General features: G+C 40.0%; 28 protein-coding genes. 10 read left to right on the forward strand and 18 right to left on the reverse strand.

All coding sequences use genetic code 11. The features are described from left to right. The first annotated feature begins 50 nt into the window (after window positions 1-50). Both SDEL_RS07965 and SDEL_RS07970 read left to right on the forward strand, forming a co-directional pair. Complete coding sequence (locus tag SDEL_RS07965; protein ID WP_012857347.1) at window positions 51-1043, forward strand: agmatine deiminase family protein; 993 nt, start codon at window positions 51-53, stop codon at window positions 1041-1043. Further along, window positions 1043-1942 carry a cation diffusion facilitator family transporter gene (locus SDEL_RS07970; protein WP_012857348.1) on the forward strand — a complete coding sequence of 300 codons (900 nt, stop codon included), beginning with the start codon at window positions 1043-1045 and terminating at the stop codon, window positions 1940-1942. Before SDEL_RS07965 ends, SDEL_RS07970 begins: the two co-directional genes overlap by 1 nt. A gap of 6 nt (window positions 1943-1948) precedes the next feature. Here the strand turns inward: SDEL_RS07970 and feoB are convergent, their stop codons facing one another. Both feoB and SDEL_RS07980 read right to left on the reverse strand, forming a co-directional pair. Continuing rightward, the gene (gene feoB, locus SDEL_RS07975; RefSeq protein WP_012857349.1) at window positions 1949-4045 is read right to left on the reverse strand and encodes a ferrous iron transport protein B; all 2097 of its coding nucleotides are present in this window, start codon (window positions 4043-4045) and stop codon (window positions 1949-1951) included. Then, on the reverse strand, window positions 4042-4269 hold the full coding sequence (locus SDEL_RS07980; protein WP_012857350.1) for a FeoA family protein: 228 nt from the start codon (window positions 4267-4269) through the stop codon (window positions 4042-4044). Before SDEL_RS07980 ends, feoB begins: the two co-directional genes overlap by 4 nt. A 101-nt stretch (window positions 4270-4370) precedes the next feature. Between SDEL_RS07980 and SDEL_RS07985 the strand changes: the two genes are divergently transcribed. Beyond that, a complete protein-coding gene (locus SDEL_RS07985; RefSeq protein WP_012857351.1) occupies window positions 4371-5243 on the forward strand; it encodes a carbon-nitrogen hydrolase in 873 nt (290 codons plus the stop codon). Window positions 5244-5291: 48 nt separating this feature from the next. On the opposite strand, the gene SDEL_RS07990 is transcribed toward SDEL_RS07985, so the two are convergent. The 5 genes from SDEL_RS07990 to SDEL_RS08010 are packed head-to-tail and all read right to left on the reverse strand — an operon-like array spanning window position 5292 to window position 8648. Next, the gene (locus SDEL_RS07990; RefSeq protein ID WP_041666354.1) at window positions 5292-5507 is read right to left on the reverse strand and encodes a hypothetical protein; all 216 of its coding nucleotides are present in this window, start codon (window positions 5505-5507) and stop codon (window positions 5292-5294) included. Further along, complete coding sequence (locus SDEL_RS07995; protein WP_012857353.1) at window positions 5500-5856, reverse strand: type II toxin-antitoxin system RelE/ParE family toxin; 357 nt, start codon at window positions 5854-5856, stop codon at window positions 5500-5502. Before SDEL_RS07995 ends, SDEL_RS07990 begins: the two co-directional genes overlap by 8 nt. 58 nt (window positions 5857-5914) lie before the next feature. After that, window positions 5915-6484, reverse strand: coding sequence for an NUDIX hydrolase (locus SDEL_RS08000; protein ID WP_012857354.1), 570 nt, complete (start codon window positions 6482-6484; stop codon window positions 5915-5917). Between the two features lie 3 nt (window positions 6485-6487). Then, complete coding sequence (gene corA, locus SDEL_RS08005) at window positions 6488-7450, reverse strand: magnesium/cobalt transporter CorA (RefSeq protein WP_012857355.1); 963 nt, start codon at window positions 7448-7450, stop codon at window positions 6488-6490. A 25-nt stretch (window positions 7451-7475) separates the two neighbouring features. Continuing rightward, the gene (locus SDEL_RS08010) at window positions 7476-8648 is read right to left on the reverse strand and encodes a peptidoglycan DD-metalloendopeptidase family protein (RefSeq protein ID WP_012857356.1); all 1173 of its coding nucleotides are present in this window, start codon (window positions 8646-8648) and stop codon (window positions 7476-7478) included. A 160-nt stretch (window positions 8649-8808) separates the two neighbouring features. Between SDEL_RS08010 and SDEL_RS08015 the strand changes: the two genes are divergently transcribed. The 3 genes from SDEL_RS08015 to SDEL_RS08025 are packed head-to-tail and all read left to right on the forward strand — an operon-like array spanning window position 8809 to window position 11735. Further along, window positions 8809-9531, forward strand: coding sequence for a plasminogen-binding N-terminal domain-containing protein (locus SDEL_RS08015; protein WP_012857357.1), 723 nt, complete (start codon window positions 8809-8811; stop codon window positions 9529-9531). A 2-nt stretch (window positions 9532-9533) separates the two neighbouring features. Beyond that, window positions 9534-10913: an FAD-linked oxidase C-terminal domain-containing protein gene (locus SDEL_RS08020; RefSeq protein ID WP_012857358.1), complete on the forward strand. Its 1380-nt coding sequence runs from the start codon at window positions 9534-9536 to the stop codon at window positions 10911-10913. After that, window positions 10914-11735, forward strand: a complete 822-nt coding sequence (locus SDEL_RS08025; protein WP_012857359.1) for a YihY family inner membrane protein — start codon at window positions 10914-10916, stop codon at window positions 11733-11735. On the opposite strand, the gene SDEL_RS08030 is transcribed toward SDEL_RS08025, so the two are convergent. From SDEL_RS08030 to SDEL_RS08065, 8 genes are all read right to left on the reverse strand, one after another. After that, a complete protein-coding gene (locus SDEL_RS08030) occupies window positions 11679-12896 on the reverse strand; it encodes a ComEC/Rec2 family competence protein (protein ID WP_223295813.1) in 1218 nt (405 codons plus the stop codon). The genes SDEL_RS08025 and SDEL_RS08030 overlap by 57 nt on opposite strands. A gap of 49 nt (window positions 12897-12945) precedes the next feature. Beyond that, window positions 12946-14376 (reverse strand): replicative DNA helicase, encoded by a 1431-nt coding sequence (locus SDEL_RS08035; protein ID WP_012857361.1) that lies wholly within the window; start codon window positions 14374-14376, stop codon window positions 12946-12948. Further along, the gene (gene ispG / locus SDEL_RS08040; RefSeq protein ID WP_012857362.1) at window positions 14373-15437 is read right to left on the reverse strand and encodes a flavodoxin-dependent (E)-4-hydroxy-3-methylbut-2-enyl-diphosphate synthase; all 1065 of its coding nucleotides are present in this window, start codon (window positions 15435-15437) and stop codon (window positions 14373-14375) included. Before ispG ends, SDEL_RS08035 begins: the two co-directional genes overlap by 4 nt. A gap of 59 nt (window positions 15438-15496) precedes the next feature. Then, window positions 15497-17332: a primosomal protein N' gene (locus tag SDEL_RS08045; RefSeq protein WP_012857363.1), complete on the reverse strand. Its 1836-nt coding sequence runs from the start codon at window positions 17330-17332 to the stop codon at window positions 15497-15499. Window positions 17333-17339: 7 nt separating this feature from the next. Then, the gene (locus tag SDEL_RS08050; protein ID WP_012857364.1) at window positions 17340-17771 is read right to left on the reverse strand and encodes a type II secretion system protein; all 432 of its coding nucleotides are present in this window, start codon (window positions 17769-17771) and stop codon (window positions 17340-17342) included. A gap of 91 nt (window positions 17772-17862) precedes the next feature. Next, a complete protein-coding gene (locus SDEL_RS11910) occupies window positions 17863-18321 on the reverse strand; it encodes a prepilin-type N-terminal cleavage/methylation domain-containing protein (protein ID WP_012857365.1) in 459 nt (152 codons plus the stop codon). Window positions 18322-18399: 78 nt separating this feature from the next. After that, a complete protein-coding gene (locus SDEL_RS08060) occupies window positions 18400-18618 on the reverse strand; it encodes a hypothetical protein (RefSeq protein WP_012857366.1) in 219 nt (72 codons plus the stop codon). Then, window positions 18615-18848 (reverse strand): hypothetical protein, encoded by a 234-nt coding sequence (locus SDEL_RS08065; protein ID WP_012857367.1) that lies wholly within the window; start codon window positions 18846-18848, stop codon window positions 18615-18617. Before SDEL_RS08065 ends, SDEL_RS08060 begins: the two co-directional genes overlap by 4 nt. A 62-nt stretch (window positions 18849-18910) precedes the next feature. On the opposite strand from SDEL_RS08065, the gene uvrB reads away from it, so the two are divergent. From uvrB to SDEL_RS08080, 3 genes are all read left to right on the forward strand, one after another. Further along, the gene (gene uvrB / locus SDEL_RS08070; RefSeq protein WP_012857368.1) at window positions 18911-20887 is read left to right on the forward strand and encodes an excinuclease ABC subunit UvrB; all 1977 of its coding nucleotides are present in this window, start codon (window positions 18911-18913) and stop codon (window positions 20885-20887) included. 107 nt (window positions 20888-20994) lie between these two features. After that, window positions 20995-23100, forward strand: a complete 2106-nt coding sequence (locus SDEL_RS08075) for an RNA degradosome polyphosphate kinase (protein ID WP_190275679.1) — start codon at window positions 20995-20997, stop codon at window positions 23098-23100. 1 nt (window position 23101) lies between these two features. After that, window positions 23102-23629: a gamma carbonic anhydrase family protein gene (locus tag SDEL_RS08080; RefSeq protein WP_012857370.1), complete on the forward strand. Its 528-nt coding sequence runs from the start codon at window positions 23102-23104 to the stop codon at window positions 23627-23629. Here the strand turns inward: SDEL_RS08080 and SDEL_RS08085 are convergent. The 3 genes from SDEL_RS08085 to rpe are packed head-to-tail and all read right to left on the reverse strand — an operon-like array spanning window position 23626 to window position 25636. Further along, the gene (locus SDEL_RS08085; RefSeq protein ID WP_012857371.1) at window positions 23626-24408 is read right to left on the reverse strand and encodes a 3'-5' exonuclease; all 783 of its coding nucleotides are present in this window, start codon (window positions 24406-24408) and stop codon (window positions 23626-23628) included. The two genes, SDEL_RS08080 and SDEL_RS08085, sit on opposite strands and share 4 nt — an antisense overlap. Further along, entirely contained in the window at window positions 24405-24992 is a 588-nt protein-coding gene (locus SDEL_RS08090; protein ID WP_012857372.1) for a phosphoribosylanthranilate isomerase, read from the reverse strand. Before SDEL_RS08090 ends, SDEL_RS08085 begins: the two co-directional genes overlap by 4 nt. A gap of 2 nt (window positions 24993-24994) precedes the next feature. Further along, window positions 24995-25636 (reverse strand): ribulose-phosphate 3-epimerase, encoded by a 642-nt coding sequence (rpe, locus tag SDEL_RS08095; protein WP_012857373.1) that lies wholly within the window; start codon window positions 25634-25636, stop codon window positions 24995-24997. Window positions 25637-25773: 137 nt separating this feature from the next. Between rpe and rpmB the strand changes: the two genes are divergently transcribed. Further along, window positions 25774-25962, forward strand: coding sequence for a 50S ribosomal protein L28 (gene rpmB / locus SDEL_RS08100; protein ID WP_012857374.1), 189 nt, complete (start codon window positions 25774-25776; stop codon window positions 25960-25962). The last annotated feature ends 86 nt before the right edge of the window (window positions 25963-26048 follow it).

Genomic DNA, 26048 nt, shown 5'->3' on the forward strand with positions numbered 1-26048 from the left:
GGCACATTTTGGTATAATAAAATCCCTAATTACTCCACGAAGGAAATCCAATGAAACGACGTATACCCGCAGAATGGGAAGAGCAAGAGGCTTTACTGGTTGTGTTTCCTCCAAAACAGAGCGACTGGGCACACTCGATTAAAGAGATTCATCAAACCTATGTCGAATTTATTGGTAAGATTGCCCGCTTTCAAAAATGTCTTGTGATTTGTGAAGATAAAACCGCTCTTGCAAACCTGCTTCCAAACTTGCAAAATATTGAGCTTATTGAGATGCCAACCAACGATACATGGATTCGTGATTTTGGAGGCATTAACATCTATAAAAATCACAAACGTCGCACCTATGACTTTATCTTTAATGCATGGGGCAACAAATTTGAAGCCAATTTAGACAATACCATCACCCAACAACTCTTTTATCAAGGCTATCTTCAAGGTAAACTCAAAAGCTTAGATTTTGTGCTAGAAGGCGGAAGCATCGACAGTAACGGTCATGGCGTCATGCTCTCAACAGCATATTGTCTTTTTGAAGAGAACCGTAATCCTGAGCTTTCCAAAAAAGGAATTAAAAAAACCTTGAAAAAACTCTTTGGACTCAAAAAACTGATTGTTTTAAAACATGGCGCACTGATGGGCGATGACACCGACTCACACATTGATACCCTAGCACGATTTATCAACAAACATACCATCGCCTATGTCAAATGCTACGATAAAGAAGACGAACACTATGAAGAGCTTCAAAAGATGGAAAAAGAGCTTAAAAAAACAGGCTATGACCTGCTTGCTCTCCCCCTGCCTTCTGCCAAATACTTTAACAATCACCGTATTCCTGCAACCTACATGAACTTTGTGTTGATTAACAACGCTGTGTTGGTTCCAACCTACTCTGACCCATGCGATGAAGCGGTGCTCGAAACGTTTAAAAACTACTTTCCCGAGCGTGAGGTTGTAGGCATTGAATCCTCTGTACTGATTCGAGAGCATGGCAGTTTACATTGTGCTTCGATGAATATCTACAAAGAACGAGATGACGCCTAATGACATTACAAAAAAAAGCGACCATCGTCTCAAGTGCAACGGCGACACTTTTAATTATTATTAAACTGTTTATTGGTCTTTTAAGCGGTTCGGTGGCGGTTTTAGCTTCTGCCATCGACTCAGTTCTGGACTTAATCGTTTCAGCCTTTAACTACTTTGCCATTGCCAAAGCCGAACAACCTGCCGATAAAACCTTTAACTACGGTAAAGGAAAAATCGAAGCCTTAGCTGCGGTCATTGAGGGAACGATTATTTGTATGTCGGGACTTTTTATCCTCTATACGGCGATTAAAAAGCTCTTTTATCCTGAGGCACTCTCACACCTAAGCAGTTCCATTTGGGTGATGCTCGTCTCTTTCATCCTTACAACCATGCTAGTTGCTTTTCTTCACCATGTAGCAAAAAAAACACACAGTATGGTCATCGAATCTGATGCCTTACACTATAAAACCGATGTCTTAAGCAATGGCGCCATTTTGCTCTCTTTAGTGGCGATTCATTTTACAGGCTTTGAGATGATTGATTCGATTATGGGGATACTTATTTCGCTTTATATTATCTACTCGGCGTATGAGCTGATTAAAGATGGGGTTTATATTTTACTGGACGCTTCTTTGGAAGAAGAGATTGTGGAAAATATTCAACGCCTTATTTTAGCGGAAAAGGAGATTAGCGATTTTCATGACTTAAAAACACGAAGGTCTGCCAACACCTACTTTGTCGATGTTCATTTAGTCTTTAGCCCTGGTATTTCTCTGCTTCGAGCGCACCATGCAGGGGATAAAATCGAAGACAATATCAAAGCACTCGCTCCTGAAATTGAGTGGGTCATCAACGCACACCTTGACCCCTATGATGATTCAAATACCGACACGCTTTTACATGTAAAAAAGGATTAATCCCTTTTACATGTAAAGAGCTATACGATACCCAATAAACGACAATCCCCACGCAATGAGTGTCGTAAACACAAACAAATAGGCTAAGTATTTGTAACTTCCACTCTCTTTGGCAAAAACAATAGAAGCAGCCATACACGGCAAATAAAACATGACAAAGATAATAAACGAAACCGCAGAGGCAAAAGGAATCTCTTTTTGAATCACCTCAAGCAACCCCTCACTCTCCTCATCGACCTCAGCACCTAAGGCATACAAAACCCCTAAAGTTGAAACCACCACCTCTTTAGCCGCCAAACCACTCTCTAAAGCCACCGTCATCTTCCAATCCAACCCAATGGGTGCAAAAAGCCCTTCGGTAGATTTGCCAATCATCGCTAAAAAACTCTTCTCCAAAAGCATTTTGGCTTGTTCATTTTCAAGACTATCTTTTGCTTCATCACTTTGAGCTAACTCTATTTTTTGCGCATACTCTGCTTCAATTTCGGGATATTTAGGATAATTACTCGCAAACCAAATCAGCATCGAAGCACCCAAAATAAACGTTCCCGCCTTTTGCAAATACAAAATCGCCTTAATCGCCACCGTATGCCAAATAAGTTTTAACGAAGGTAAACGGTACTTTGGCATCTCCATAACAAAAGGCTCATCCACCCCTTTAAAAATAAAACGCTTTAAAAATTTTGCGGCGATAAGCCCGACAAATGCCCCTGCGATATAGATGAGAAAAAGTACATTGCCCGCTTGCTCTTGCGAAAAAAATGCCCCAACAAAAAGTACATACACAGGAAGTTTCGCCCCACAACTCATAAATCCAATGATAAAAAGCGTCACCAATCTGTCTTTATCGTTTTTAAGCGTACGTGCGCTCATGTACGCAGGAACGGAGCATCCAAACCCCGTCACCAAAGGGATAAAACTCTTTCCATGCAAACCAAAACGATGAAAAAAACCATCGAGCAAAAACGCAACCCGAGCCATGTAGCCTGTGGTTTCCAAAAGCGCAATGCCTAAAAACAAAATAACAATGTTAGGTAAAAACATCACCACAGCACCCACACCAGAAAGTGCGCCATCTGCGAGCAAGGAACCCAAAGCGCCCTCTCCAAAAATGGTTTTAATATACGCACCCAAAGCCACAAAAAACATATCAATCCATTCCATAGGAATAGAACCTAGCTCAAATGTCAGCTGAAACAAACTCCACATCAACACAACAAAAATAGGAATCCCAAAGACTTTGTGAATTAAAATTGCATCAATTTTTTCAGTCATACTTGATGTTAAACACTTTTTACATGTAAGCGTTTCAAGCACCGCACCTTTGGCAAATGCCGCACGCTCTTGTGCAAAAATCTCACGCACATCTTTGCTCTCATGGTGCAAATACAGATGCTCCAACGCCTCTTTTAAAATCAAAGAGAGTTCCAACCATAAAGGCTCATCTCGCATCTGATGGTACGTTTTAACATCTTCTTCCAAAAGTTTTAAGGCAATATCACGGTATGCAACAGCACTTTTATAGCGCTTTTCTTCTAAGAAAAGTACGATTTTTGCAACTTCTTCTTCCACAACATCACTGTAAATTAACTTTGATTTTTCATGTGGAAATTGGAACATATCAATCGCACGGTTTAAAAGCTTTCCAATGCCTTTTTTCGTTGCCGCAGAAACCTTGACACAAGGAACACCCAAGATGGAGCTTAACTGCTCATGGTCAATGCACATCCCCTCTTTTTGCGCTTCATCCATCATATTCAATGCTACAATCATCTTTTTATCAAGCTCTAACAACTGCGTCGTTAAGAAAAGATTGCGCTCCAAATTGGTGGTGTCCACGACGTTAATAATCAAATCATACGGCTCATTTTCCAAAAATTCTTTGGTCACTCGCTCATCTTGCGTGTAGTCATTTAAAGAGTAAGTTCCAGGCAAATCGACAATCTTAATGCTATGCCCTTGCGCTACAAAACGCACCTCAGCTTTTTCAACCGTCACCCCTGAAAAATTGCCAACCCTAAGCCTTGCATCTGCAATGGCATTAATCAGCATACTTTTACCCACATTAGGTTGCCCCACTAAGGCAATCACAAACTCTTTCATACTCTTTTTACCTGAATCATTTTTGCTTCTTCATAACGTAAAGCTAAAAGCGTACTTCCCACTTCAACTTCTAACGTACTTTTTGCGATACTGCTTGCTTTCATTTTGATCTGACTTCCTTTTCGAAGTCCTAAAGAAAAAAGGCGTTGTTTAAGCTCACCTTGAGCGTCTATTTTACTGACGATGCCCTGCTCGCCTGGATTCATTTCCGATAGCATTATCATCTCTGTTCCTAATTGATAGTTATCATCAAGATAATAGATTAATTTGTGTTAAAAGCATATTAATGTAGAATAAAATCACTTTATAAGAGAAGGTCAATCCAATGAAAACAGCGCTTATCCAACACGCCATTCAAGGCTCAGCCAAAGAAACGATTGCTAAAACCGTTTCACTCATTCAACACGCTTCAAGCCAAGGCGCAGAGCTTGTCGTACTCCAAGAACTCCACCAAGACCGCTACTTTTGCATTAACGAAGATGTAGCATGTTTTGACCTTGCGAGCAACTGGGAGAGCGACATCGCCTTTTGGTCAGGCATCGCCAAAGAAAACAACGTCGTTCTAGTCACCTCCCTTTTTGAAAAACGCTCCGCAGGTCTGTACCACAACACCGCCGTCATCTTTGAAAAAGATGGCACAGTCGCTGGCAAATACCGCAAAATGCACATCCCTGACGACCCCGGTTTTTACGAAAAATTCTACTTCACTCCAGGCGATATGGGCTACAACCCTATCCAAACCAGTGTGGGCAAACTAGGCGTTTTAGTCTGTTGGGATCAATGGTACCCCGAAGCCGCCCGTTTGATGGCGCTAAAAGGGGCTGAAATGCTCATCTACCCCACCGCCATCGGCTGGTTTGATGAAGACATGGAAGATGAGAAAAGAAGACAATGCGACGCATGGGAAACGGTGCAACGAGGGCATGCCATCGCCAACGGACTACCCGTCATCAGCGTCAATCGCATCGGTAAAGAAGAAGACAATCATGGCGTGTTAGATGGCATCCGCTTTTGGGGAAACTCTTTTGTCGCTGGTCCTCAAGGCGAGATCATCGTTCGAGCGAGTCATGATAAAGAAGAAGTGCTCATCGTCGATGTGGACTTACAAAGAGGCGAACACGTCAGACGCATCTGGCCGTTTTTGCGTGATAGACGCATCGAAACCTATGGGGATTTGACGAAACGATTTATTGACTAAAACCTTTTTACATGTAAAGATTCAAAGCTTTACATGTAAAGATAAAACCTACGCCAACTTTCGTTTATGCGTGTATTCGCTGATGTGTTTTTGCAAGGTGTCCAGAGCATTTAGAAGGTTGAAAGAAGTATCGTTGGTGTGAATTTTATCTTTGATGTATTGCACTTCGTTTTCCAAATCAACTTGTGTTTTTGCATCTTCGTACATAGAGACAAATTCAGCATCATTCATATAGCTTTTTTTTAGTTTTTCATAGTTACTCATATGCCATCCTTTCATTGTATTGTCTCCTTAGCTCTTTGGCTTTTACGATTTCAGAGCTAGGAGTTTTTTGGCTTTTTTTCACAAAGCCATGCGTGATAATAATCTTTTGACCGCTGACGTAATAGTATAAATTTCGAACTATCTTATTGGGTAAGCTCACTCGTATCTCAAAAATGCCCTCGTCTAGCTTTTTAGATAGATTTTCACCGACAGGCAAAGCGGTATTTTTAAGCTCGATAAATTTATCAATCGAAGCAAAAACCTTTGCTACTTCATTTTTTTCCAAAGTAGCGATAAACTCTGCAAATGGTTTTTTGGTCTCAAGTTCGACAAATTCAACGGTGTACATGAAAATATTATAGCAGAAGTTTATTTGGTTTTATGTTCTAAAACCTTTACATGTAAAGCTATTTTTCATACGTTTTAAAGTACCACATCAAGGCAAACATTAACCCAGATGTGGTAGCGATACTCTCATCAAACATAAACTCTAGCGTCTCTTCACGTTTGAGGTAAATGACTTCAATGTTTTCATTCTCTATGCCACCACCTTCGCTCACTTTCATGCTCTCATCTAGCACGGCGTAGTAGAGCGTTTGTCTGCCACCCGCAAAGCCAACAGCGGTGTAAAACGAAGAGATTTTTTCTAATTTTTCAAGCGGAACATCATACCCCGTCTCTTCAATAATCTCCTCTTTGGCAATCTCAATCAAGCTCTTCTCTTTATCGACAATACCCGCACACAACTCATAGGTAAATCCCTCTTTATTTTTGAGGTAAATGGAAGGGCGAAACTGTTTAACGAAGACGAAACTATCCAAAGTTTGATGGTACAAAAGAATCGCAACGCTATCGTGCGTATCGACCAAATCCCAGCGTTTTTCCACATCATTGTGCACGTAGTACATGCTTTTAGGCTTAATATAAACCGATGAAACACACTCCTCTATTCTTAGCACTTCAATGGTGTGTTCCATTCCCTAAATCCACCCTTTTTTCTTAAAAATTGCTATCGGCGTAATCGCAGAAATCACCATAAGCGCAAGCGAAAAGACATACCCATAACTCCAATCAAGCTCAGGCAAAATCTTAAAGTTCATCCCATAAATACTTGCAATGAGCGTTGGTGGAAGAAAGATGACATTAACAATGGTAAAGATTTTGATAACTTTATTTTGCTCAATGCTCAAAACACCCACGAAGATATTTTGCAAGTAGTCCAGCCTCTCAAAATTAAACTCGGTGTAATCAATCAAGGACTTAATATCCTTAAGCATAATGACAATATCGCTACGAAGGGAGCTATCGTCGTATTTATTAGACTTTAAAAACGACGTTAAGATACGCTGTTTATCCATCAAGTTTTCACGGATATTCATATTTAAATCTTCAAAAGAGGAGATTTTTTCCAAGATTTCCTCATCGTTATTCGCATAGTCTGTAAAAACGTGTTTGCGAAGACGGGTAATATCTTTTGAGAGTTTTTCAATGATGTCTGCATCGGCATCAATTCTAATGTCTAAAAGCTGTGAAAAGATGTAATAGCCGTTTTTAAACTCACGAGGTGCGTAAAAAAAGCGTTTGCTAAACTCTTCAAACGCACGAAGCTCTTTATAACGAATCGAAATCAGCAAATTCCCTTGCAAAATAAACGAAACCGTTTCGTTGTGCGCACCGTCTTCATGCGTAATTAAGAAGAAGCTGTTAATCTCTATCTTCTTATCTTCCTCCCAATAACGTGAAGATATCTCAATCTCTTCACTCTCTTGTTTGGTTGGAAAATCTATCCCAAACGTCTCTTCCACAAAACTAATCTCTGTGTGGGTTGGCAAAAGCATATCGAGCCAAACAACTTTATCTTTTTTATCCTCATTCTCATAAAAATCATTAAAATCAGTGATGACTTCTAGTTTGTTACTATTCTTAAAAAAACATCGTATCATGTGAGACTCTTTTTTGCGATTTAATTTAACTATGGGCTTTTTCTAAAAGAGAAAAGTTATCAAACTCTTCTTCCCTACGAGGCTCTTCTCCATTTTCTAATGCTGTTTCAACGTGTTGTTTTAACTCTTCGGTGTAACGCATAAACTCTTTTAACTCTTTTCCACCCAAAGAACTCTTAGCTACTTTTACCACACTCGCAGGATTAATCGCCACATTGCTTCGATACAAACCAAAATGCAAATGCGGTCCTGTACTCATACCTGTATTGCCGACATACCCTATGACTTGATTTTGTTTCACACGCTGTCCACCTCGAATGCCCCTCGCAAAGCCGTTAAGATGCGCATAAAGCGTTTTATAACTTCCATCGTGACTCACTTCAATCGTTTTACCATAGCCACCCTTCGTTCCTGCAAAAACAATTTTGCCATTACCTGCAGAACGAACAGGCGTTCCAGTAGGTGCAGCATAGTCAATACCCAAATGCGCACGGTATTTTTTTAAGACAGGATGCCACCGTTTTTGCGTAAACACGGAAGAGATACGAGTATAATTCACAGGTTTTGTTAAGAGAAAATTATCTAACTCTTCCCCTTTTTGGTTGTAATAGTTTTCATTATAATAAAAAATATAATTTTGCTTTTTAGCCGTTTCAAGCATCGAAGCATCTATTTTTATGGAACCAAAAGGTTTTCCAAGGCGACGTTTTTGCTGAAAAAGTAAAACAAGTTTATCCCCTTTTTGTAAACTACGAAGATTCACCCCACTTTTAAATGATTGAGAAAATTCATTGGCAAGTCCATGATTATTGGTTGCCTTAACAATGTCAATGTACGGCGAATGATGAATTTCAATGGCAACAGAGTGTTTCTCTTCTTGAAAAACGATAGGCGTAATCTCCATCATAAATTCATTTTTGACTTTTTTAAGATGCATTTGAAGCTCTTCACCAATCGGAATCAACACTTGTTCGAGTTGCTCATCATCACTCTTTAAAACCTGATACCTAACCCCTGCGACAATTTCAGCAGCCAGTTCTTGTTCTTCCTTATCTAAAGTATAATAAATCGTAAGCGGTAGATTGTTTTTTTCTAAAAAGGTTAAAAAAGTTTCACCTTTTGGCCATTTCAACTCTTCAAGATAGGAGGCACAAGAAAATGAAACAAAAATCATCCAAAAAAATAGCAGTTTATTCATCGACACACCCCCTCATAAGTGCTTGATTTTATCTCAAAAAATCTTACAAAATCCCTAAAAGCCTTCCTTATGTGTAAAAATAAGTTTTTTTAAAACAGTTATAGATATAATCATCCCACTATAAAATCATACAGGGATTCAACCCCTTAAGGAGCTTCCGTTGAAGAAAATATGCTTGTTTTTGTGTCTGTGTTTATTTGGCTCTTTTGCTTTTGCTCAAACACCTTTTGTCGAATACAAAACAGCTGTGTTAGACGCAAATGATAAACACCTCGTTATTGCAGATTCCCCTTCTTTTGTTGTGGGTGCAAGTGGCATTGTGAAACATGCCTTTGATGATAAAACCTCAAGTATCATTGCGCGTGTCGATGTTATCAGTAAAGACGGAAATCATGCAACATTGCGTGTTGAAAAATTTGAGATGCTTTCCCAATTTGCCTTTCCAGAATCAGGCATAAAACCAAGCAAAGGCGATGAAGTTACTTTAAATTATCTCTACGACAGAGCGTTAATTGTAACACCAAATCAAGAGACGTATAAAGAGGTTTTGAAAACTTATCCTAAAATCACATGGGTACACCCTGACTTAATGGCAGCCTATCTAGCAAAAATCTACCGTCCAAATCCCGATAAAGAACTCTTTCAAAAAATGTGCTATCAAAACACCGCATCACTTATTTTCTTTGCGATTAAAGATAAGGGCTATTTTGTAGATTGTCATAATTTCAACACCATTCATACCGTTGCGATTCAAACCTCTGCACAAGAGATGAAACTTCCTTTTTACTCTCGTAATGAAGAAGTGGAAAGTTCATGGTTTAGCTGGGAAAGTTCTGAAATTAAAGACTATAACAGCTACTACACTTCATTGATTGGAAAATAGTGATGGAAGCAAAGCATATTGATTATTTTAAAAGTTTTTTAGGCGCTGAAAATGTTTATGATGACAAAGCCCATCTCATTGCGTACTGCTACGATGCAACCCGTACACGCTATGAGCCAGATGCCGTGCTGTTTCCTCGTGATGAAAACGATGTGAGTGCTATCTTAAAATACTGCAATGAACACCGCATTATCATCACACCTCGTGGGGCGGGTAGTGGTTTTACAGGAGGCTCTTTGCCTGCAAATGGTGGCGTTATCTTAGCATTTGAAAAACATATGAACAAAATCCTTGAGATTGACATGGAAAACATGGTTGCGGTAGTTCAACCCGGTGTCATTAACATGGCACTGCAAAAAGCTGTGGAAGCTAAGGGACTTTTTTATCCACCAGATCCTGCCAGTGAAGAGTACTCAACCATTGGTGGCAATGTCAGCGAAAACGCTGGTGGTATGCGAGCCGCCAAATATGGTATTACCAAAGATTACGTTATGGCGCTTCGTGCGGTGCTTCCAAGCGGTGAGATTATTCGTGCGGGAAAACGTACCATTAAAGATGTCGCAGGTTATAACATTGCAGGAATTCTCATTGCCAGTGAGGGAACGTTAGCCATCATTACAGAGATTACCCTTAAACTGATTGCAAAGCCTAAAATGTCACAAACAGCCATGGGCATTTTCCCCAGCGTTGAAGATGCGATGAATGCAGTGTATAAAACGATGGCAGCGGGTGTCACGCCTGTGGCAATGGAGTTTTTAGACAACCTTTCTATCAACGCCGTTGAGCAAAAGTACAACAAAGGCTTGCCAAAAGATGCAGGGGCTATTTTGATTACCGATGTGGATGGAAACACGCAAGAAGAGCTCACCAAACAGCTTGATGTCATTGAAAAAGCCTTTAATGAAAATGGAGGAAGTGGTTTTAAACGAGCGCAAAATGCCGAAGAATCGAAAAATCTTTGGTTTGCAAGACGCAATGCAAGTCAATGTATCAACATCTACGGCAGTAAAAAACTCAACGAAGATATCACCGTACCTCGTAGCAAACTCCCAGCCCTACTCAAAGCCATTGGTGAGATTTCTAAAAAATACAACGTCGTAGTGCCGTGCTTTGGACATACAGGCGATGGCAATGTTCACACCAACGTCATGGTCGATGGAAGCGATGCGAAACAGCTTGAAATTGGGCATAGAGCCATTGAAGAGATTTTTAAAGCAACTGTGGAGCTGGGTGGAACCCTTAGCGGTGAACACGGCATAGGACTCAGTAAAGCGCCTTTTATGCACTTAGCCTTTAGCGATGCTGAGATGGAACTCTTCCGTTCGATTAAAAAAGCCTTTGACCCCAATAACATTTTAAATCCCTCTAAAATGGGACTCTAAGTGTTAAGTGCGAAAAATTGTGTGGAATTTTTCAAAAAGTTAAGAGACGTAGAACTTGCACACTACGCCTCTTCGCTTAGTTTTCACACGATTTTATCGCTCATTCCTATTTTACTGATTACCTTTAGCCTTTTTACCAAACTGCCTCTTTTTGAAATTTATTATGAAAAACTCCAAAGTTTTATCTTTAGTTCACTGATTCCCACTCAGCAAGACATCATGATTCACTACTTGCATGATTTCATCGCCAATACAGGCAATATGGGCGTTGTAGGACTCATTTTTGTGCTTTACATTTCCATTATGTTTTTTTTGGATTATGAAAAAATTGTCAGTAAAATCTTTGAGACAAAAACCCGCAGTTTTTGGGAAGCACTCGCAACATATTGGACGATGGTAACACTCATGCCACTGGGGCTGATTATCTTTTTTTATAGCTCAGCGACCATACAAACATTTTTAGAACAAACCCCTGTTACCAGTACGATTAATTTTGTACAATTTACCCCTTATTTTATTATCTGGCTTCTCTTCTTAATTATGTATAGTGTCTCTGCTAAAATCAAAATCCATCTTAAAAGTGCTCTACTTTCTTCATTTATCGCTTCACTTTTTTGGTATATTTCAAAAAACCTATTTGTTTTTTATGTTGCTTACAATAAAACCTACCTCAGCATTTATGGCTCTTTTAGCATTTTACTCTTCTTTTTTTTATGGATTTATCTCTCATGGTTTATCTATCTCTACGGCTTAAAACTCTGCTTTTTACTCAATGAAAAAGAGCGAGCAAAACGAGAAAATCAAACACCCATAGAGGGCTAGTTTAAAACGTATTGCCACCAAAGAAGTTCCCACATACCCAAACAATATCCACCATGGAAATTCCAGCATATACGTTTGTGTCTTTACATGTAAAAAGGTAAGGACTGCGCCATCTAAGATATCACCAAACTGCAAAAGATGCAACAAAAGCCCCAAAGGATAAAACACGACAAACACCAAACTAGAAAGAGGAGAAGTGAGTTGTAAAAAGGTAAAAACGGGGAAAAATGTATGCACAATAGGAATCATTAAGAAAAATACTCCCAAATCAATTATCCCAAGCAAAACAAAACGATTGAGATGCCCAAAGTGGTGCAAAAACAAAAAGAGATAAAAGACCCCTGCGATGGAAAACCAAAAAGAGAGCGAAAAAAGAAGCGATGGGAAAAGTGCTAACAGTGCCATGCTCACCAGAGCTAGCATTTCAAAACTCAACACTTTTATCCCCTTTGAATAGAAGAAAAATCCCAATAAACTCATCACAAATGCCCGTAAAAATGGGGCAATAAAATCAATGATAACCATATAAAAAAACAAGACTACAAAGACAATAAAACTCAAATCTGCGCTCATATTACGGTAGGGAAAATAACGATTTTGAAAAAAACGGTACAGAGGTTTAAGAAAAAAGAAGAGTAAAAATGAGATAACCCCAACATTGTACCCACTAATCGCAATCAAATGCGAGATACCCCACTTTTGAACCTCGTCACGAAGCTCTTTTGAAATAGGCGTGGCAAAAAAAAGGGTTTTATACACTTCTGCCATTTTGTCATTTTTATGTTGGGCGTCTATCCATTGATACAAAGGGCGCACATCCCAAGGTGGGTCATCTTCATACATTTCATACAGAGCCAAAGAAGGCGCAAAAAAACCTTTGAGATAGTCATAAAAGCTTACATTTTCAACATTGAGTTTTACTTTGACTCGACTCTTGATAGGAATGAAAGAGGGACGAAACGAAGTGGTATAAACCTCTGCGCCACTACCATCAAGTTTAAGCTTAAAAACATCATACGTGCGCCCTTTTGCGTTGGTTTTAGTATAGTGATTTAAAACCGTGGCTTTGCTTACATGTAACGCTGTTTTGTGAAGTTCTAAAAAGTGATAGTAATGAAAAGAAAGAGAAAAAAGCGCCACACATCCCACCGCTACAAGCAAAACAAAAAGCTCTTTTTTGTTTGCTAAAAGCGGAGGAGGAAGAAGCATATTACAACGGAGGCAAACTTATCTTTGCCTCAGGGGCAATGGAGGCGTTATACTGTACCACTTCCACAGGAATAGGATTTTTGACACTATCCACAAAGCGAGTACATGCTTTTTGAAAGACCAAATTAGCAACGCCCACAGGACCATTTCTATTTTTACCCACAATAATTTCTGCTGCTTCTTCAGGCTTTTCAAAAAAGTCATTTTTATACTCTTTGCCCTCAACTCTGGCTTTTTGCTCTTTCTCTTTCTCTTCTCGTATTCGATACACATCATCACGATACACAAATAAAATCATGTCCGCATCTTGCTCAATCGCCCCTGATTCTCTAAGGTCACTTAGCATCGGGCGTTTATCGCTACGGCCTTCCAAACCACGATTGAGCTGAGAAAGTGCGATAATAGGCACATTCAATTCCCTTGCCAAAAGTTTTAACCCTCGGCTGATTTCACTCACTTCCAAATGTCTGTCTTTATTTCCCGCAGAATTCATTAACTGCAAATAATCAATAATCGCCAAAGAGATTTCAGGGTGGCGACTTTTAAGTTTTCGAAGTTTCGCACGCACATGGTGAATATCCACTGAGCCATTATCGTCCACAAAAAACTTGCGCTTACTCATCTCATCCGCCGCACCACTAAGCCTACTCCACTGCTCATCGCTCATATCACCCACTTTAAGCTTTTGCAGAGGGATAGAAGTTTTAGCACTAAGCATCCTGAGCATCAACTGCTCTGCTGGCATCTCTAAAGAAAAAATCGCCACACCACGCCCTCTATCCAAAGCACTTTGTGCTAAGTTAAGACAAAACGCCGTTTTACCCATCGCTGGACGTGCCGCAACAATAATCAAATCGCCCTCACCAAATCCCGTTGTCAAACGATTCAGTTCGGTAAATCCCGTATCAACACCAACAATGCCAGAATTACCCCGTTTTTTCATCTCATGAATATGTGCAATCGTCGCATGCGTCATCTCAGGCGATTCACGAAATTCACGAGAACTGTTCTCCTGCGTAATTTGATACAACTTCTGTTGCACCAAATCAATCACTTCCGTAGAAGGCAAATCCTTCTCCACCGCAATCTCTTTAATATCAGACGTCAGTTGCACCAACTCACGCTTAATCGCCTTCTCTTTAATCTCTTCCACATACGCTTTGGTCGTAGGAAGAGGATTGGTGGAGAGAATTTCGAGCATCGCATCTTCATCAAATCTGCTTTGCTGGTTTAACTTTTTCTTGATAAACTCTTCATCAATAGGCAAATCTTCTCTTTGACACGCTTCCATCGCTTCAAAAATATAACGATGACTGGGCAAATAAAAATCTTTCGCACTAATCAATGCGGCGACATCTTCAAAGGTCGCTGGATTAAAGAGAATGGAGCTTAAAACAGAACGCTCAATGTTAACATTGTGCAACGTACTCATGCTTTATACTCTCGTGCCGCTTTTTCAACCTCTTTTAAAAAGGTATCGACTAAATCTTCCTCTTTAAGTTTTGCCACAACTTCTCCTTTGACCATCACAAGCCCCTGCCCTTTTCCAAACGCAATGGCAACATCCGCATGTTTTGCCTCACCAATGGCATTGACCACGCATCCCATCACCGAGATATTTAAAGGCGCTTTAATATGCTTGGTACGACGCTCCACTTCCGCAACGGCATTGACCAAATTTGCCTCCAAACGCCCACATGTCGGACATGAGATAATGTTTAATCCCTCTGCTTGCACACCACTGTCTTTTAAAATGGCTCGCCCTACGCTTATCTCCTCTTCAAGCTCTCCTGTAATGGAAACTCGAAGCGTATCGCCAATGCCATCTAACAAAAGGGTACCTAAAGCGATGGACGATTTGATGGTAGAGTGAAACAAGGTTCCAGCTTCCGTAACACCCAAATGAAAGGGATACTCCACCAAAGGACGTAACATACGGTACGCTTCAACAGTACGTTCCACATCACTCGCTTTTAGGGAGACTTTCATATTGGTAAAGCCCAAATCTTCTAGGTATTTAATGTTATAAAGGGCTGATTCGACCATAGCTTTTGTGGTTGCGCCATACTTCTCATCAAACTGTTTCTCCAAACTGCCACTGTTAACCCCTATGCGAATGGGAATATTACGTTCATTGCACGCTTTTACGACCTCTTTGACACGCTCTTTGTTCCCAATGTTCCCTGGATTGATACGAATACAATCCACCACCTCCGCTGCAATGAGTGCAAAACGGTAGTTAAAGTGAATATCCGCCACAATCGGTAAAGAAGACTCTGCTTTAATCGCTTTAAGCGCATAAGCATCTTCATAATCAGGCACAGCGACACGGACAATATCACATCCCGCAAAATGCAACCGTTTAATCTGCTCTAATGTACCTTGAACGTCATGGGTTTTTGAAAAAGTCATGGATTGTACAGGGATTTTAGCATCGCCGCCAACAGGGACATTGCCAACAAAAATTTGCTTCGTAGGGTATCGTTTTATCATGGTGTATCCAAAATTAAATTGATTTGTTCTATAAGGTGTTTATTATACCTTTTTTGATTTTAAGAAAAGGAGAGCGGATCCATATCAGCTTCAACCTGTAAGGCTTTGCTTAGATGAGCAAATTCTAACAGTGCTTTGGTAGAAGGGCTACGCACTAAAAGCTCATAGCGGTATTTTCCTGCTATTTTGGCAACACCCGCTTTGCCGTGTCCTACTACTTCAATACTTTTAAATTCTAAAGCTATTTGGGCTACGTTTTCAATGCGCTCTTTGGCTTTTTCCTCTTTGGTGTGTGCGCTCATTAGTTTTAGCATTTTTTGAAAGGGTGGATAAAGTGGATTACGAAAGGCTAATTCATCGTTTAAAAATTGCGCATAATTTCCCAAATAGCGCTTAAAAAACGCACTATTTTGACTTTGAATCAACACTTCACCGTAGCCTTTTCGACCACTTCGCCCCGCAATTTGCATGACAAGCGCTAGGGTTTTTTCTCTGGCTCGAAAATCACTCATATTTAAAAGCGCATCCACACCTAAAATAACCGCTAAACCCACACCGTGGTAATCATGCCCTTTGCTGAGCATCTGCGTTCCCACTAAAATATCTATCTTTTTTTCATTAAAATCACTCAGTATCTGGGTGAGTTGTTTTTCGGTTTTAATAACATCACGGTCAAACTGCGAAACGCTAAAGTCTTTAAAGTGGATTGAGAGTTTCTCTTTCACCTCCGCCGTTCCCATCCGTGTCGCAATAATCTCCTCACATCCACACTTCGGACAGGCTTTTGGAATCGCTTCGGTGTAATTGCAGTAGTGACATTTTAACGCATGAACATGTAAATGAACACTCATGGCAACACTGCAATAAGGACACTCCACACTCGCTCCACAGCTTTTACATGTAATGTACTTAAAATTGGCTCTGGTAGGAACAAAAACCACCACTTGCTTCTGCCGTTTCAGCGTTTTTTCAATGGCAACCACTACGGCATTGGAAAGCCCATGCTCACTCTCATCGTACATCACATGCGTGGAAGCTTCAAAAAACGTCCCCTTAAGCCTAAAGGTGGGAAGCTTTTGAATGCTGTTTAAACTAGGCGTTGCAGAGCCTAAAAGTACTTTGGCATTGAGTTTTTGCCCAAACAAAAGGGCTAAATCTTTAGCGTTGTAGCGAGGTCTATTGCTTGATTTGTAGCTTTCATCGTGCTCTTCATCAACCACAATCAAGCCTAGTTTTTCATAGGGTAAAAAAAGAGCCGAACGGGTTCCTGCTACAATGCAAATTTTTCCCTCTTGAAGCTCTGTTAAAATCTGCTCTTTTTTCTTAGCGCTAATTTTTGAGTGCCAAATCGCAACATGAGCGCCAAAATGATGCTTAAGTCTGCTTTTCATCTGTGGGGTTAGACCAATTTCTGGCACTAAAAAAGCTACCTGTTTTCCCTCATTGATGGCTTCTTCAAAGAGTTTCATATAGATTTCTGTTTTGCCACTGCCTGTATCGCCAAAAAGCAGAGCATTTGTGTTGATTTTGATAAACGCCAAAGCCTCTTCTTGCAGACTAGAGAGTTCAATGGTGGTGTTAATCGTTTGCTTTACATGTAAAGATTTTTGTGAAAACGGGGTAAAAAGAGCAAGTGCTTCACCTAAGGAACAGACATAATACTCAGCGATAAAACGTGCTAATTCTAGCGTTTTTAAAGTGTAAAATGTTTTACATGTAAGCAAAATTTCTTCACACGCAAAAGAAGGTTGCTCAACGCACTCAAGCACAACACCCAAAAGTGTGCGTTTAGAAAGTGGCACTTCCACCACCCTACCTATCTCTAAAATATCATGAGAGCAATACGTTAAGGGAGTAAGCGGGGATTTTAAAAGAGAAATAAGGTAGTAATGCACACGAAAGTTATTGCGTCAACGATTTACAATTTGTGCCTGTGCTACTGTTTGTTGTATCACAGGTGAAACCTGTGGCAGCATTGTACGTAAAAGGAATCGTTTGACCTAAAATTTTAAAAGAGTATCCCGTAGTCGTTTTCATCCAATGACCATCCGCATTTTTAGAGATAATAGGATAATCCAATACATTTTTAAACAGTTCTTGCCCCTCGGCTGTCGTTGTATTGGTATCGAGTGTGAGGGCTGTTGTATTTCCTTCTAAAAGTCTTTTGGATTTTTGAAGGGCTATACCACTACGAATAGCAGCTACTTGCGATTTGCCTTTAACCAGCATCGCATCATCACGAGTTACGGCAAGTTTTGGAATAGCAACACCTGCTAAAATACCAAGCACAACGATTACAAAAACCAGTTCTATCATTGTAAAAGCTTTTTTCATACTAATCCATTTTACTTCATAAGATTTACATTTTTTTTGGAACCAAGAAAGCAACCCTTATTTTTTTAAAGATTGCTTTCTTAGATTATGACTATCGAGTAATACCTACACCACCGAAAGTATGAGTTTTAACTAAGTCTTTAGCCAAACTTTGTGCTCCAATACAAATAACACTTGATGTATCACTACCATTAGCAACTGTCATATTACCATCAACTGTTGTAGTAATAGTAAAACAACTATGAGATGCATCCGCATTCATATAAGCAGTATTTGTTTGAATATCTCCTGTAGCGGATGACATATCACTAGCCGAACCTTGAAGTTGAACATTAGTAAGCAACGGCCATGTTACTGCCTGCCATTTTGTTAAACCTTGGGAAGTATAATAAGAACCCGCATCTGATACTAATGTCGAAAGATTTGCTGCAAGCTTAGAAATAACTGCATCATCTCTTGTCGCTGTCAATCTTGGAATCGCCACTGCTGCCAAGATACCTAAAATAACGATAACGAAGATAAGTTCGATCATCGTAAAACCTTTTTTCATCGTTTCTCCTTGTGTTTTTTTAGCCAATACATTTATTGACCCTTGTGTCATTCTATAACATTGTATTTAAAGCATAACTTAAATAGTTTCGATTTTATGTAACAACTTTGTAATCTCTTCTTCGAGGAGAAAATTATCGTAGCACTTCCCTACGTAGGCGTACAAAAGCTCTTTGGGGTCTATGGTGCTTTTCTCTTTGAACTGCGCTTTAAAATCAGCTTCAAATTTAAGAGCAAACTCCCCCTCTAACTTGATGTCAAAGTCTTTGCCACCAAGGCTAATGGTTATTTTATTCATCGACCAAGTACGGCTTCAATTTTACTGAGTAAATCATCAGCATTCACATCTTTATGAATCAAATCTTGCTCTAACTTTGCAATCTGAACGTTTTTGGCTTCTGCCACAGCTTTTGCGGTGACTAACTCTTGACGCAAGGTCTCATTTTGTGCTTCTAAGGCTTTGTATTTTTCTAAAAGCTCATCAATTTTTTGACTTAAAAGGCTTACATTTTTCACTTCTTCAAACATTTAGAAACTCCATTGTGGTCTGTTTGCTATAATTGTAACAAAATAATCAAAAAAGTATCAATATGAGCGAATTTTTCCTAGAAAGTCCTTATCAGCCCTCAGGCGACCAGCCTCGTGCCATTGAAAGACTCAGTGCTTCCATCAAAAAAGGCAATCGCTACCAAACCCTCATCGGAGTGACGGGCAGTGGTAAAACCTACACGATGGCACAGATTATCCAAAAACTAAAAATGCCCACGTTAATTATGACACACAACAAAACCCTCGCCGCTCAGCTTTACAGCGAATTTAAGGGCTTTTTTCCTAAAAATCACGTGGAGTATTTTATCAGCTACTACGATTACTATCAGCCTGAGGCGTATATTCCTAGAAGTGATTTGTTTATTGAAAAAGACAGCTCTATTAACGAAGAGTTAGAGCGTTTAAGACTCAGTGCTACCGCTTCACTGCTCTCTTACGATGATGTGATTTGTGTGGCATCGGTTTCGGCAAACTATGGTTTGGGAAATCCTCACGAATACAAAAAAATGGTGCAAATTATCGAAAAGGGTGAGAGCATTAATCAAAAAAAGCTTCTTTTACGTTTAGTAGATATGGGCTACAAACGCAATGACACTTTTTTTGATCGGGGATGTTTTCGTGTCAGTGGTGATGTGGTCGATATTTTCCCTGCGTACAACGAAGAAGAAGCCATTCGGGTGGAATTTTTTGGCGATGAAGTCGAGAGCATTTACTACTTTGATGTCTTTTTAAATAAAAAACTCCAAAGCTTACCTAAAGTGGTTCTTTATGCAGCCAATCAGTTTATTGTAGGGCATGAGAGACTTCAAAAAGCCATAAAATCCATTGAGCAAGAGCTCGATGAACGCTTAGCCTATTTTCAAAAAGAGGATAAACTCGTTGAGTACCAGCGACTCAAACAACGGGTTGAGTTTGATTTGGAAATGCTTCAAAGTACAGGAGCGTGTAAAGGGGTGGAAAATTATGCTCGTTATCTCACAGGCATTGAGCCAGGGGCTACGCCTTACTCGCTTTTTGACTACTTTGAAGCCATGGGCAAGGAGTATCTGGTCATCGTCGATGAATCACACGTCAGTCTTCCTCAATTTCGAGGCATGTTTGCAGGTGATAGAAGTCGAAAAGAAGTACTCGTGGAGTATGGCTTTAGACTTCCGAGTGCGCTAGATAACCGTCCTTTAATGTTTGATGAATTTATTAACAAAGCGCCTCGTTATCTTTTTGTGAGTGCCACACCTAAAGAGTTAGAATTAGGACTCAGTGGAGAAAATGTGGCAGAGCAGATTATTCGCCCTACTGGACTGCTTGATCCTGAAGTGGAAATACTAAGCAGTAAAAATCAAGTCGAAACACTTTATGACCGCATAAAAGAAGTTACATGTAAAGATGAAAAAGTGCTTGTCACCGTGCTCACTAAAAAAATGGCAGAAGAGCTCACCCGCTACTACGCCGACTTGGGTATGAAAATCAAATACATGCACTCCGACATTGATGCCATTGAGCGCAATCAAATCATACGCTCTTTACGTGTGGGCGAGTTTGATGTATTGGTGGGCATTAACCTGCTTCGTGAGGGGCTGGATTTGCCTGAGGTTTCTTTGGTTGCGATTTTAGATGCGGATAAAGAGGGATTTTTACGCTCGGAGACGAGTTTGATTCAAACGATGGGACGTGCCGCACGAAATCTTAATGGCAGAGTCTTAATGTTTGCGGAGAAAATCACCGACTCCATGCAAAAGGCGATTGAGACGACACTTAGAAGAAGAGCTTTACAAGAGGCATTTAATCAAGAACATGGCATTACCCCAACGAGCACGACACGTAAAATGGATGAAAATCTTAAGCTTGAAGAGCATAGTGATATTTACAACACCTATGATAAAAAAGATAAAATTCCACCCAGCGAGAAGAAAAAAATTATCGCCGAACTCACCAAAGCGATGCATGAAGCCGCAAAGATTTTGGAATTTGAAAAAGCAGCCAAACTGCGGGATCAAATCGAAAAGCTCAAAAAGGCGTAAAGGCGTTACATAGTATCTCTTTACATGTAAACAATGTTACCTTTTTATAACATTTTTCTGATAGAATATTTGCCACTTTTTATAAAGGATAAGACGTGCCTGATTTAATGGATTCATCCCTTTACTTAAACCGTGAGCTTTCATGGCTCAAATTTAACACCCGTGTCCTCGCACAATCACTGAAAAAAGAGCTGCCTCTTTTTGAGCGACTCAAATTTTTAGCGATTTATGCCACCAACCTTGATGAATTTTACATGATTCGTGTAGCAGGACTTAAACAGCTTTTTAGCGCAGGGGTGATTGAAACGGGAGCAGACCAAAAAACACCATTGGATCAGCTACGAGAAATTCGAAGTTACCTTGCGAGTGAAAAAGATATCATTCAAAGCAGTTATGAAGAAATCGTAAAAGATTTGGAGAAAGAGAACCTTTTTATTACCGCATATGATGATTTAAATCCTGCGTTGGCAAAACTCTCAGATGAGTACTTTTTTTCCAATATTTTGCCTGTCATTGTGCCTATTGCGGTCAATGCTACGCATCCTTTTCCACACCTCAACAACCTAAGCTTTTCCCTTGCGGTCAAACTTCAAGATGCTGAAAGCGCTGAGGGTGAAGAGAATTATAAATACGGTATGATTCGAATTCCTCGTGTTTTACCACGCTTTTTTCAAGCAGGTGACAACACCTATGTGCCTATTGAAACCATTGTTAGAAAACACGTTGAAGAGATTTTCTTAGGCTATAAATTGGTCGCATCTGCTGCGTTTAGAGTCACACGAAACGCCGATATGGTCATCGAAGAAGAAGAAGCGGATGATTTTATGATGATGATGGAGCAAGGCTTAAAACTGCGCCGAAAAGGGGCATTTGTTCGACTCAACATCGAAGATGGCGTTGATCCGGATATTTTGAATTTTCTCAATTCACACATGCAAATCTTTTTTAAGGACATTTATACCTATAAAATTCCTCTTAACTTAGGCGCTTTATGGCAAATTGTGGGCAATAAAGATTTTTCTCATCTTGCTTTGCCTCCGTACAATTCAAAAATTTTACCGCCGTTTGATACCAACGAATCGGTTTTTAAAGTCATCAATAAAAGCGATGTTTTACTGTTTCACCCCTATGAGAGTTTTGACCCTGTTCTAAGACTGATTCGTGAGGCATCCAAAGACCCTAAAGTCATCTCGATTCGTATGACCTTGTACCGAGTGGAGAAAAACTCCCAAATCGTTCAAGCTTTAATTGATGCGGCAAACGAAGGTAAGCAAGTCACCGCAGTCGTGGAGCTTAAAGCACGTTTTGATGAAGAGAACAATTTACACTGGGCAAAAGCGCTAGAACAAGCAGGTGCTCACGTCGTTTATGGTATTACAGGGTTTAAAGTTCACGCTAAAATCGCTCAAGTCATTCGTCAAGAAGAAGATGGAAAACTAAAATTTTACATGCACTTTAGCACAGGCAATTACAATGGCGCCACCGCAAAGGTTTACACCGATACCAGCTTTTTTACATGTAAAGAAGAATTTGCCAAAGATAGCACCATGTTTTTTCACATTTTATCGGGTTTTTCCAAACATAAAAAACTTGATACACTGATGATGTCCCCGACACAAATCAAGCCAAAAGTGATTAGCCTTATCAATAACGAAGCACAGTTTGGAAGCGATGGAAGGATTATTGTGAAAATGAATTCATTGGTGGATCCTGATGTCATTCAAGCCTTATATCACGCCTCCAAAAAAGGAGTTCAAATCGACATTATCGCACGAGGAATCTGTTGTTTACGCCCTGGTGTTGAAGGGATAAGTGAGAACATTCGTGTGCGCTCCATCGTAGGAAAATACTTAGAACACGCTCGTATCTTTTACTTCAAAAACGCAGAACCCACAACCACGTTTATCTCAAGTGCAGACTGGATGCCACGAAATTTAGAGAGACGTTTAGAGCTGATGACGCCTATTTTTGACAAAGCGTTACAGCAAAAACTCTTTGAAATTTTGCAACTCCAACTGAATGATAACGTCCTTGCATGGACGCTAGGAAGCGATGGTGAATACACCCCTTCTTCTCCAAATGCGGATGAAAAAGCGATTAATAACCATACGATTTTGGAAGATTATATGAACAAAATCTACAAAGCGCAAAAGAAAGATACTAGCTCACACAAAGCTGAAAAACTCGCACGCCGTCTCTTTAAGGAGAGTTAGGATGATTATGGAGCTTCAAGGAGTGCGTCCGTACATCGCACGTAACGTCTTTGTGGCTCCAAGTGCGGATATCATCGGAGATGTTCGCATTGATGAAGAGAGTTCTATCTGGTTTGGCGTGGTGATTCGTGGCGATGTCAATGCCATTCGCATTGGCAAACGCACCTCTATTCAAGACTTAAGTATGATTCATGTAACCCACTACACCCAAGAAGATAGAAGTGATGGCTTTGCCACAACGATTGGGGATGATTGCACCATTGCCCATCGGGTGATGTTGCATGGATGTACCATTGAAGATGCGTGTTTGATAGGAATGAGCGCTACCATTTTAGATGGTGCGATTATTGGGAAAGAGTCCATTGTAGGAGCGAATACTTTGGTCACGAAAAACAAAGTATTTCCCCCACGCTCTTTGATTATGGGCAATCCCGCAAAACTCGTTCGAGAACTAAACGAGGAAGAAGTGGCATCGCTCTATCAATCCGCTAAAAATTATGTCACTTTTAAAGCAATGTACCTCTCTTAATTTTTTGACTCTTTTTTCTTTTTTCGTTGATTTTGAGGTCGACTAAACGCAATCAGTTGCTCAACCGTTTGCACTTCATGGGGAAGATTATTGAATACATGCAACAAAACTTCTGTCGTTGCTTTTGCATCGTAGAGTGCCCTATGATGATTTTCAAAAGTAATCCCCAAATGCTCAGCCAATGCACTTAATCCATATTTGGGAGCTTCTATGCATTTTCGTGCCAAATCAATCGTATCCAGTCGTCGATTGAGCAAGGGACCAAACCCTGCCATTTCAAGCGAATGAGAGATAAAGTAGTAATCAAAGTTTACGTTATGCGCTACAAAAACCGCATCCTTAATAAAAAGCCGAAATCCTTCTAAAACAGAGTTGAGCGAAGGGGCAAAAGAGAGCTCTTCAAGGGTAATCCCTGTGAGCTGAACAATACTCTCAGGCAATACATCTGTTTTCGCCAAAGAGGAAAACTCCCCAACGATTTTACCCTTTTCAACCATCACCGCACCAATCTCAATAATCGCATCCAATGCTGGTTTTGAACCATTCGCCTCAATATCAACAATGCAGAATTTCCCCTCACAAATAGGCGTACTCAATGTCTCTAAGGTCAATGCGTAATTGTTATACTTACACACAGGAAGCCCTAAAAGTCTAAGCATCTCCAAATCTTCCACATCCACATGCTCCAACTCTTTAAAGGTGCGCATTTTGGCAAAAAATTCTTTATAAAAAATAGGCTTTTGCGTCAATTTGGTAATAAAATTATCCAGCGGTCTCACGATTTGGCTCTTTGTATGAAGGAGCGAACCTTGTCATGGTCTTTAATGCCTTTTGCTTTTTCAACGCCACTGCTGACGTCCACCCCATAAAAACCAAAAGGTTTGAGAGTTTCAATATTTTCAGGACTCAACCCACCCGCTAAAATAATATTGTCGCAATCATAATTTTCAAACCATGAAAGATCTAGCCTCTGCCCTGCTCCACCAAAACTGGGCACATGCGCATCCACCAATCGAATCAGTCCTTGGTACTGTGTGATATCATCTTCCTTTTGAGCTCTAATCACTCTTAAATAAGGCACTTTTAACGCACTCCAGAAGGCATCATCTACATCAAAATGAATCTGCGCCATATCCATCCCAGCTTCTTTACATGTAAGGGAAATCTCCTCAGGTGTCGCATCCACAAAAAGCCCAATTTTCTTTACATGTAAAGGGAGTTTCTCCGCAATTTTTCGTGCATTTTGAGGCATAATGTAACGAGGCGATTGCGGATAAAAAACAAAACCCAAAGCATCGACACCTGCAAGAGCAGCACACAAAGCATCTTCAAGATTGGTTATTCCGCAGATTTTAACCCACATCGTTACACTCTTAGCGAATCAATAGCACAGGTGTAATCAGAAGCGCTAAAAACGTAATTTCCCGCAACCACGATGTCCACCCCCGCATGGGCAAGGGCTTGAATATTTTGGTTATTAACCCCGCCATCTACTTCTATAAGGGTTTTGGTATTGCGTTTTTCAATCATCTCTTTAAGGAGCGAAGCTTTTTCTAAAACACTGGGAATAAATTTTTGTCCACCAAAGCCAGGATTGACACTCATTAAAAGTACCATATCTAAATCTGCTAAGAGATATTCAATGCTTGAAGGTGGTGTATGAGGGTTTAAAACTATCGCAGGAGAGATACCATAATCACGTATTTTTTGAATCAAACGATGGGGGTGCTTCTCTTCTTCAATATGAAAAGAGAGGTATTTGGGTTTTAATGGCGCAAATAAATCAACAAAAAAGGTATTGTTCTCAACCATCAAATGGATATCTAAAGGTTTGGTGGCTGCCTTTGCAACGGCATTTACGACCACGGGTCCAATCGTTAAATTAGGAACAAAATGCCCATCCATCACATCCACATGAACCAAATCACATCCCGCCTCACAAATAGCGGTTATCTCTTCATTAATCCTTCCAAAATCACACGAAAGGATACTTGGTGCTACTAACATTGCTAACCTTATTCAAATTTTTAACAAAATTGTATCAAAATTTATATTCTTTTCGCTATAATCACAGGCTCCATTGAATTAAGCGTTTCTTTTGCTTCTTTCATGTACAATTCACGAAAAATTTTAAGGATATCGATATGGCAAGAAAATGTGCTCTTACTGGAAAAGGCCCTATGGTTGGCAACAATGTAAGCCATGCGAACAACAAAACTAAAAGAAGATTCCTTCCAAACTTAAGAACTGTCCGTGTGACACTTGAAGATGGAACGACTAAGAAAATTAGAATTGCTGCTTCGACACTTCGTACCATGAAGAAAAACGGCTAAAATTTCTCCTTCTCGGGGAAATTTTACGCTTTATACTTTTGTTTTACTGCTTAACTTTCACACTAAAATCCTAAAGGATTTATTCC

Source organism: Sulfurospirillum deleyianum DSM 6946, from assembly GCF_000024885.1.
GTDB classification, from domain to species: Bacteria; Campylobacterota; Campylobacteria; order Campylobacterales; family Sulfurospirillaceae; genus Sulfurospirillum; species Sulfurospirillum deleyianum.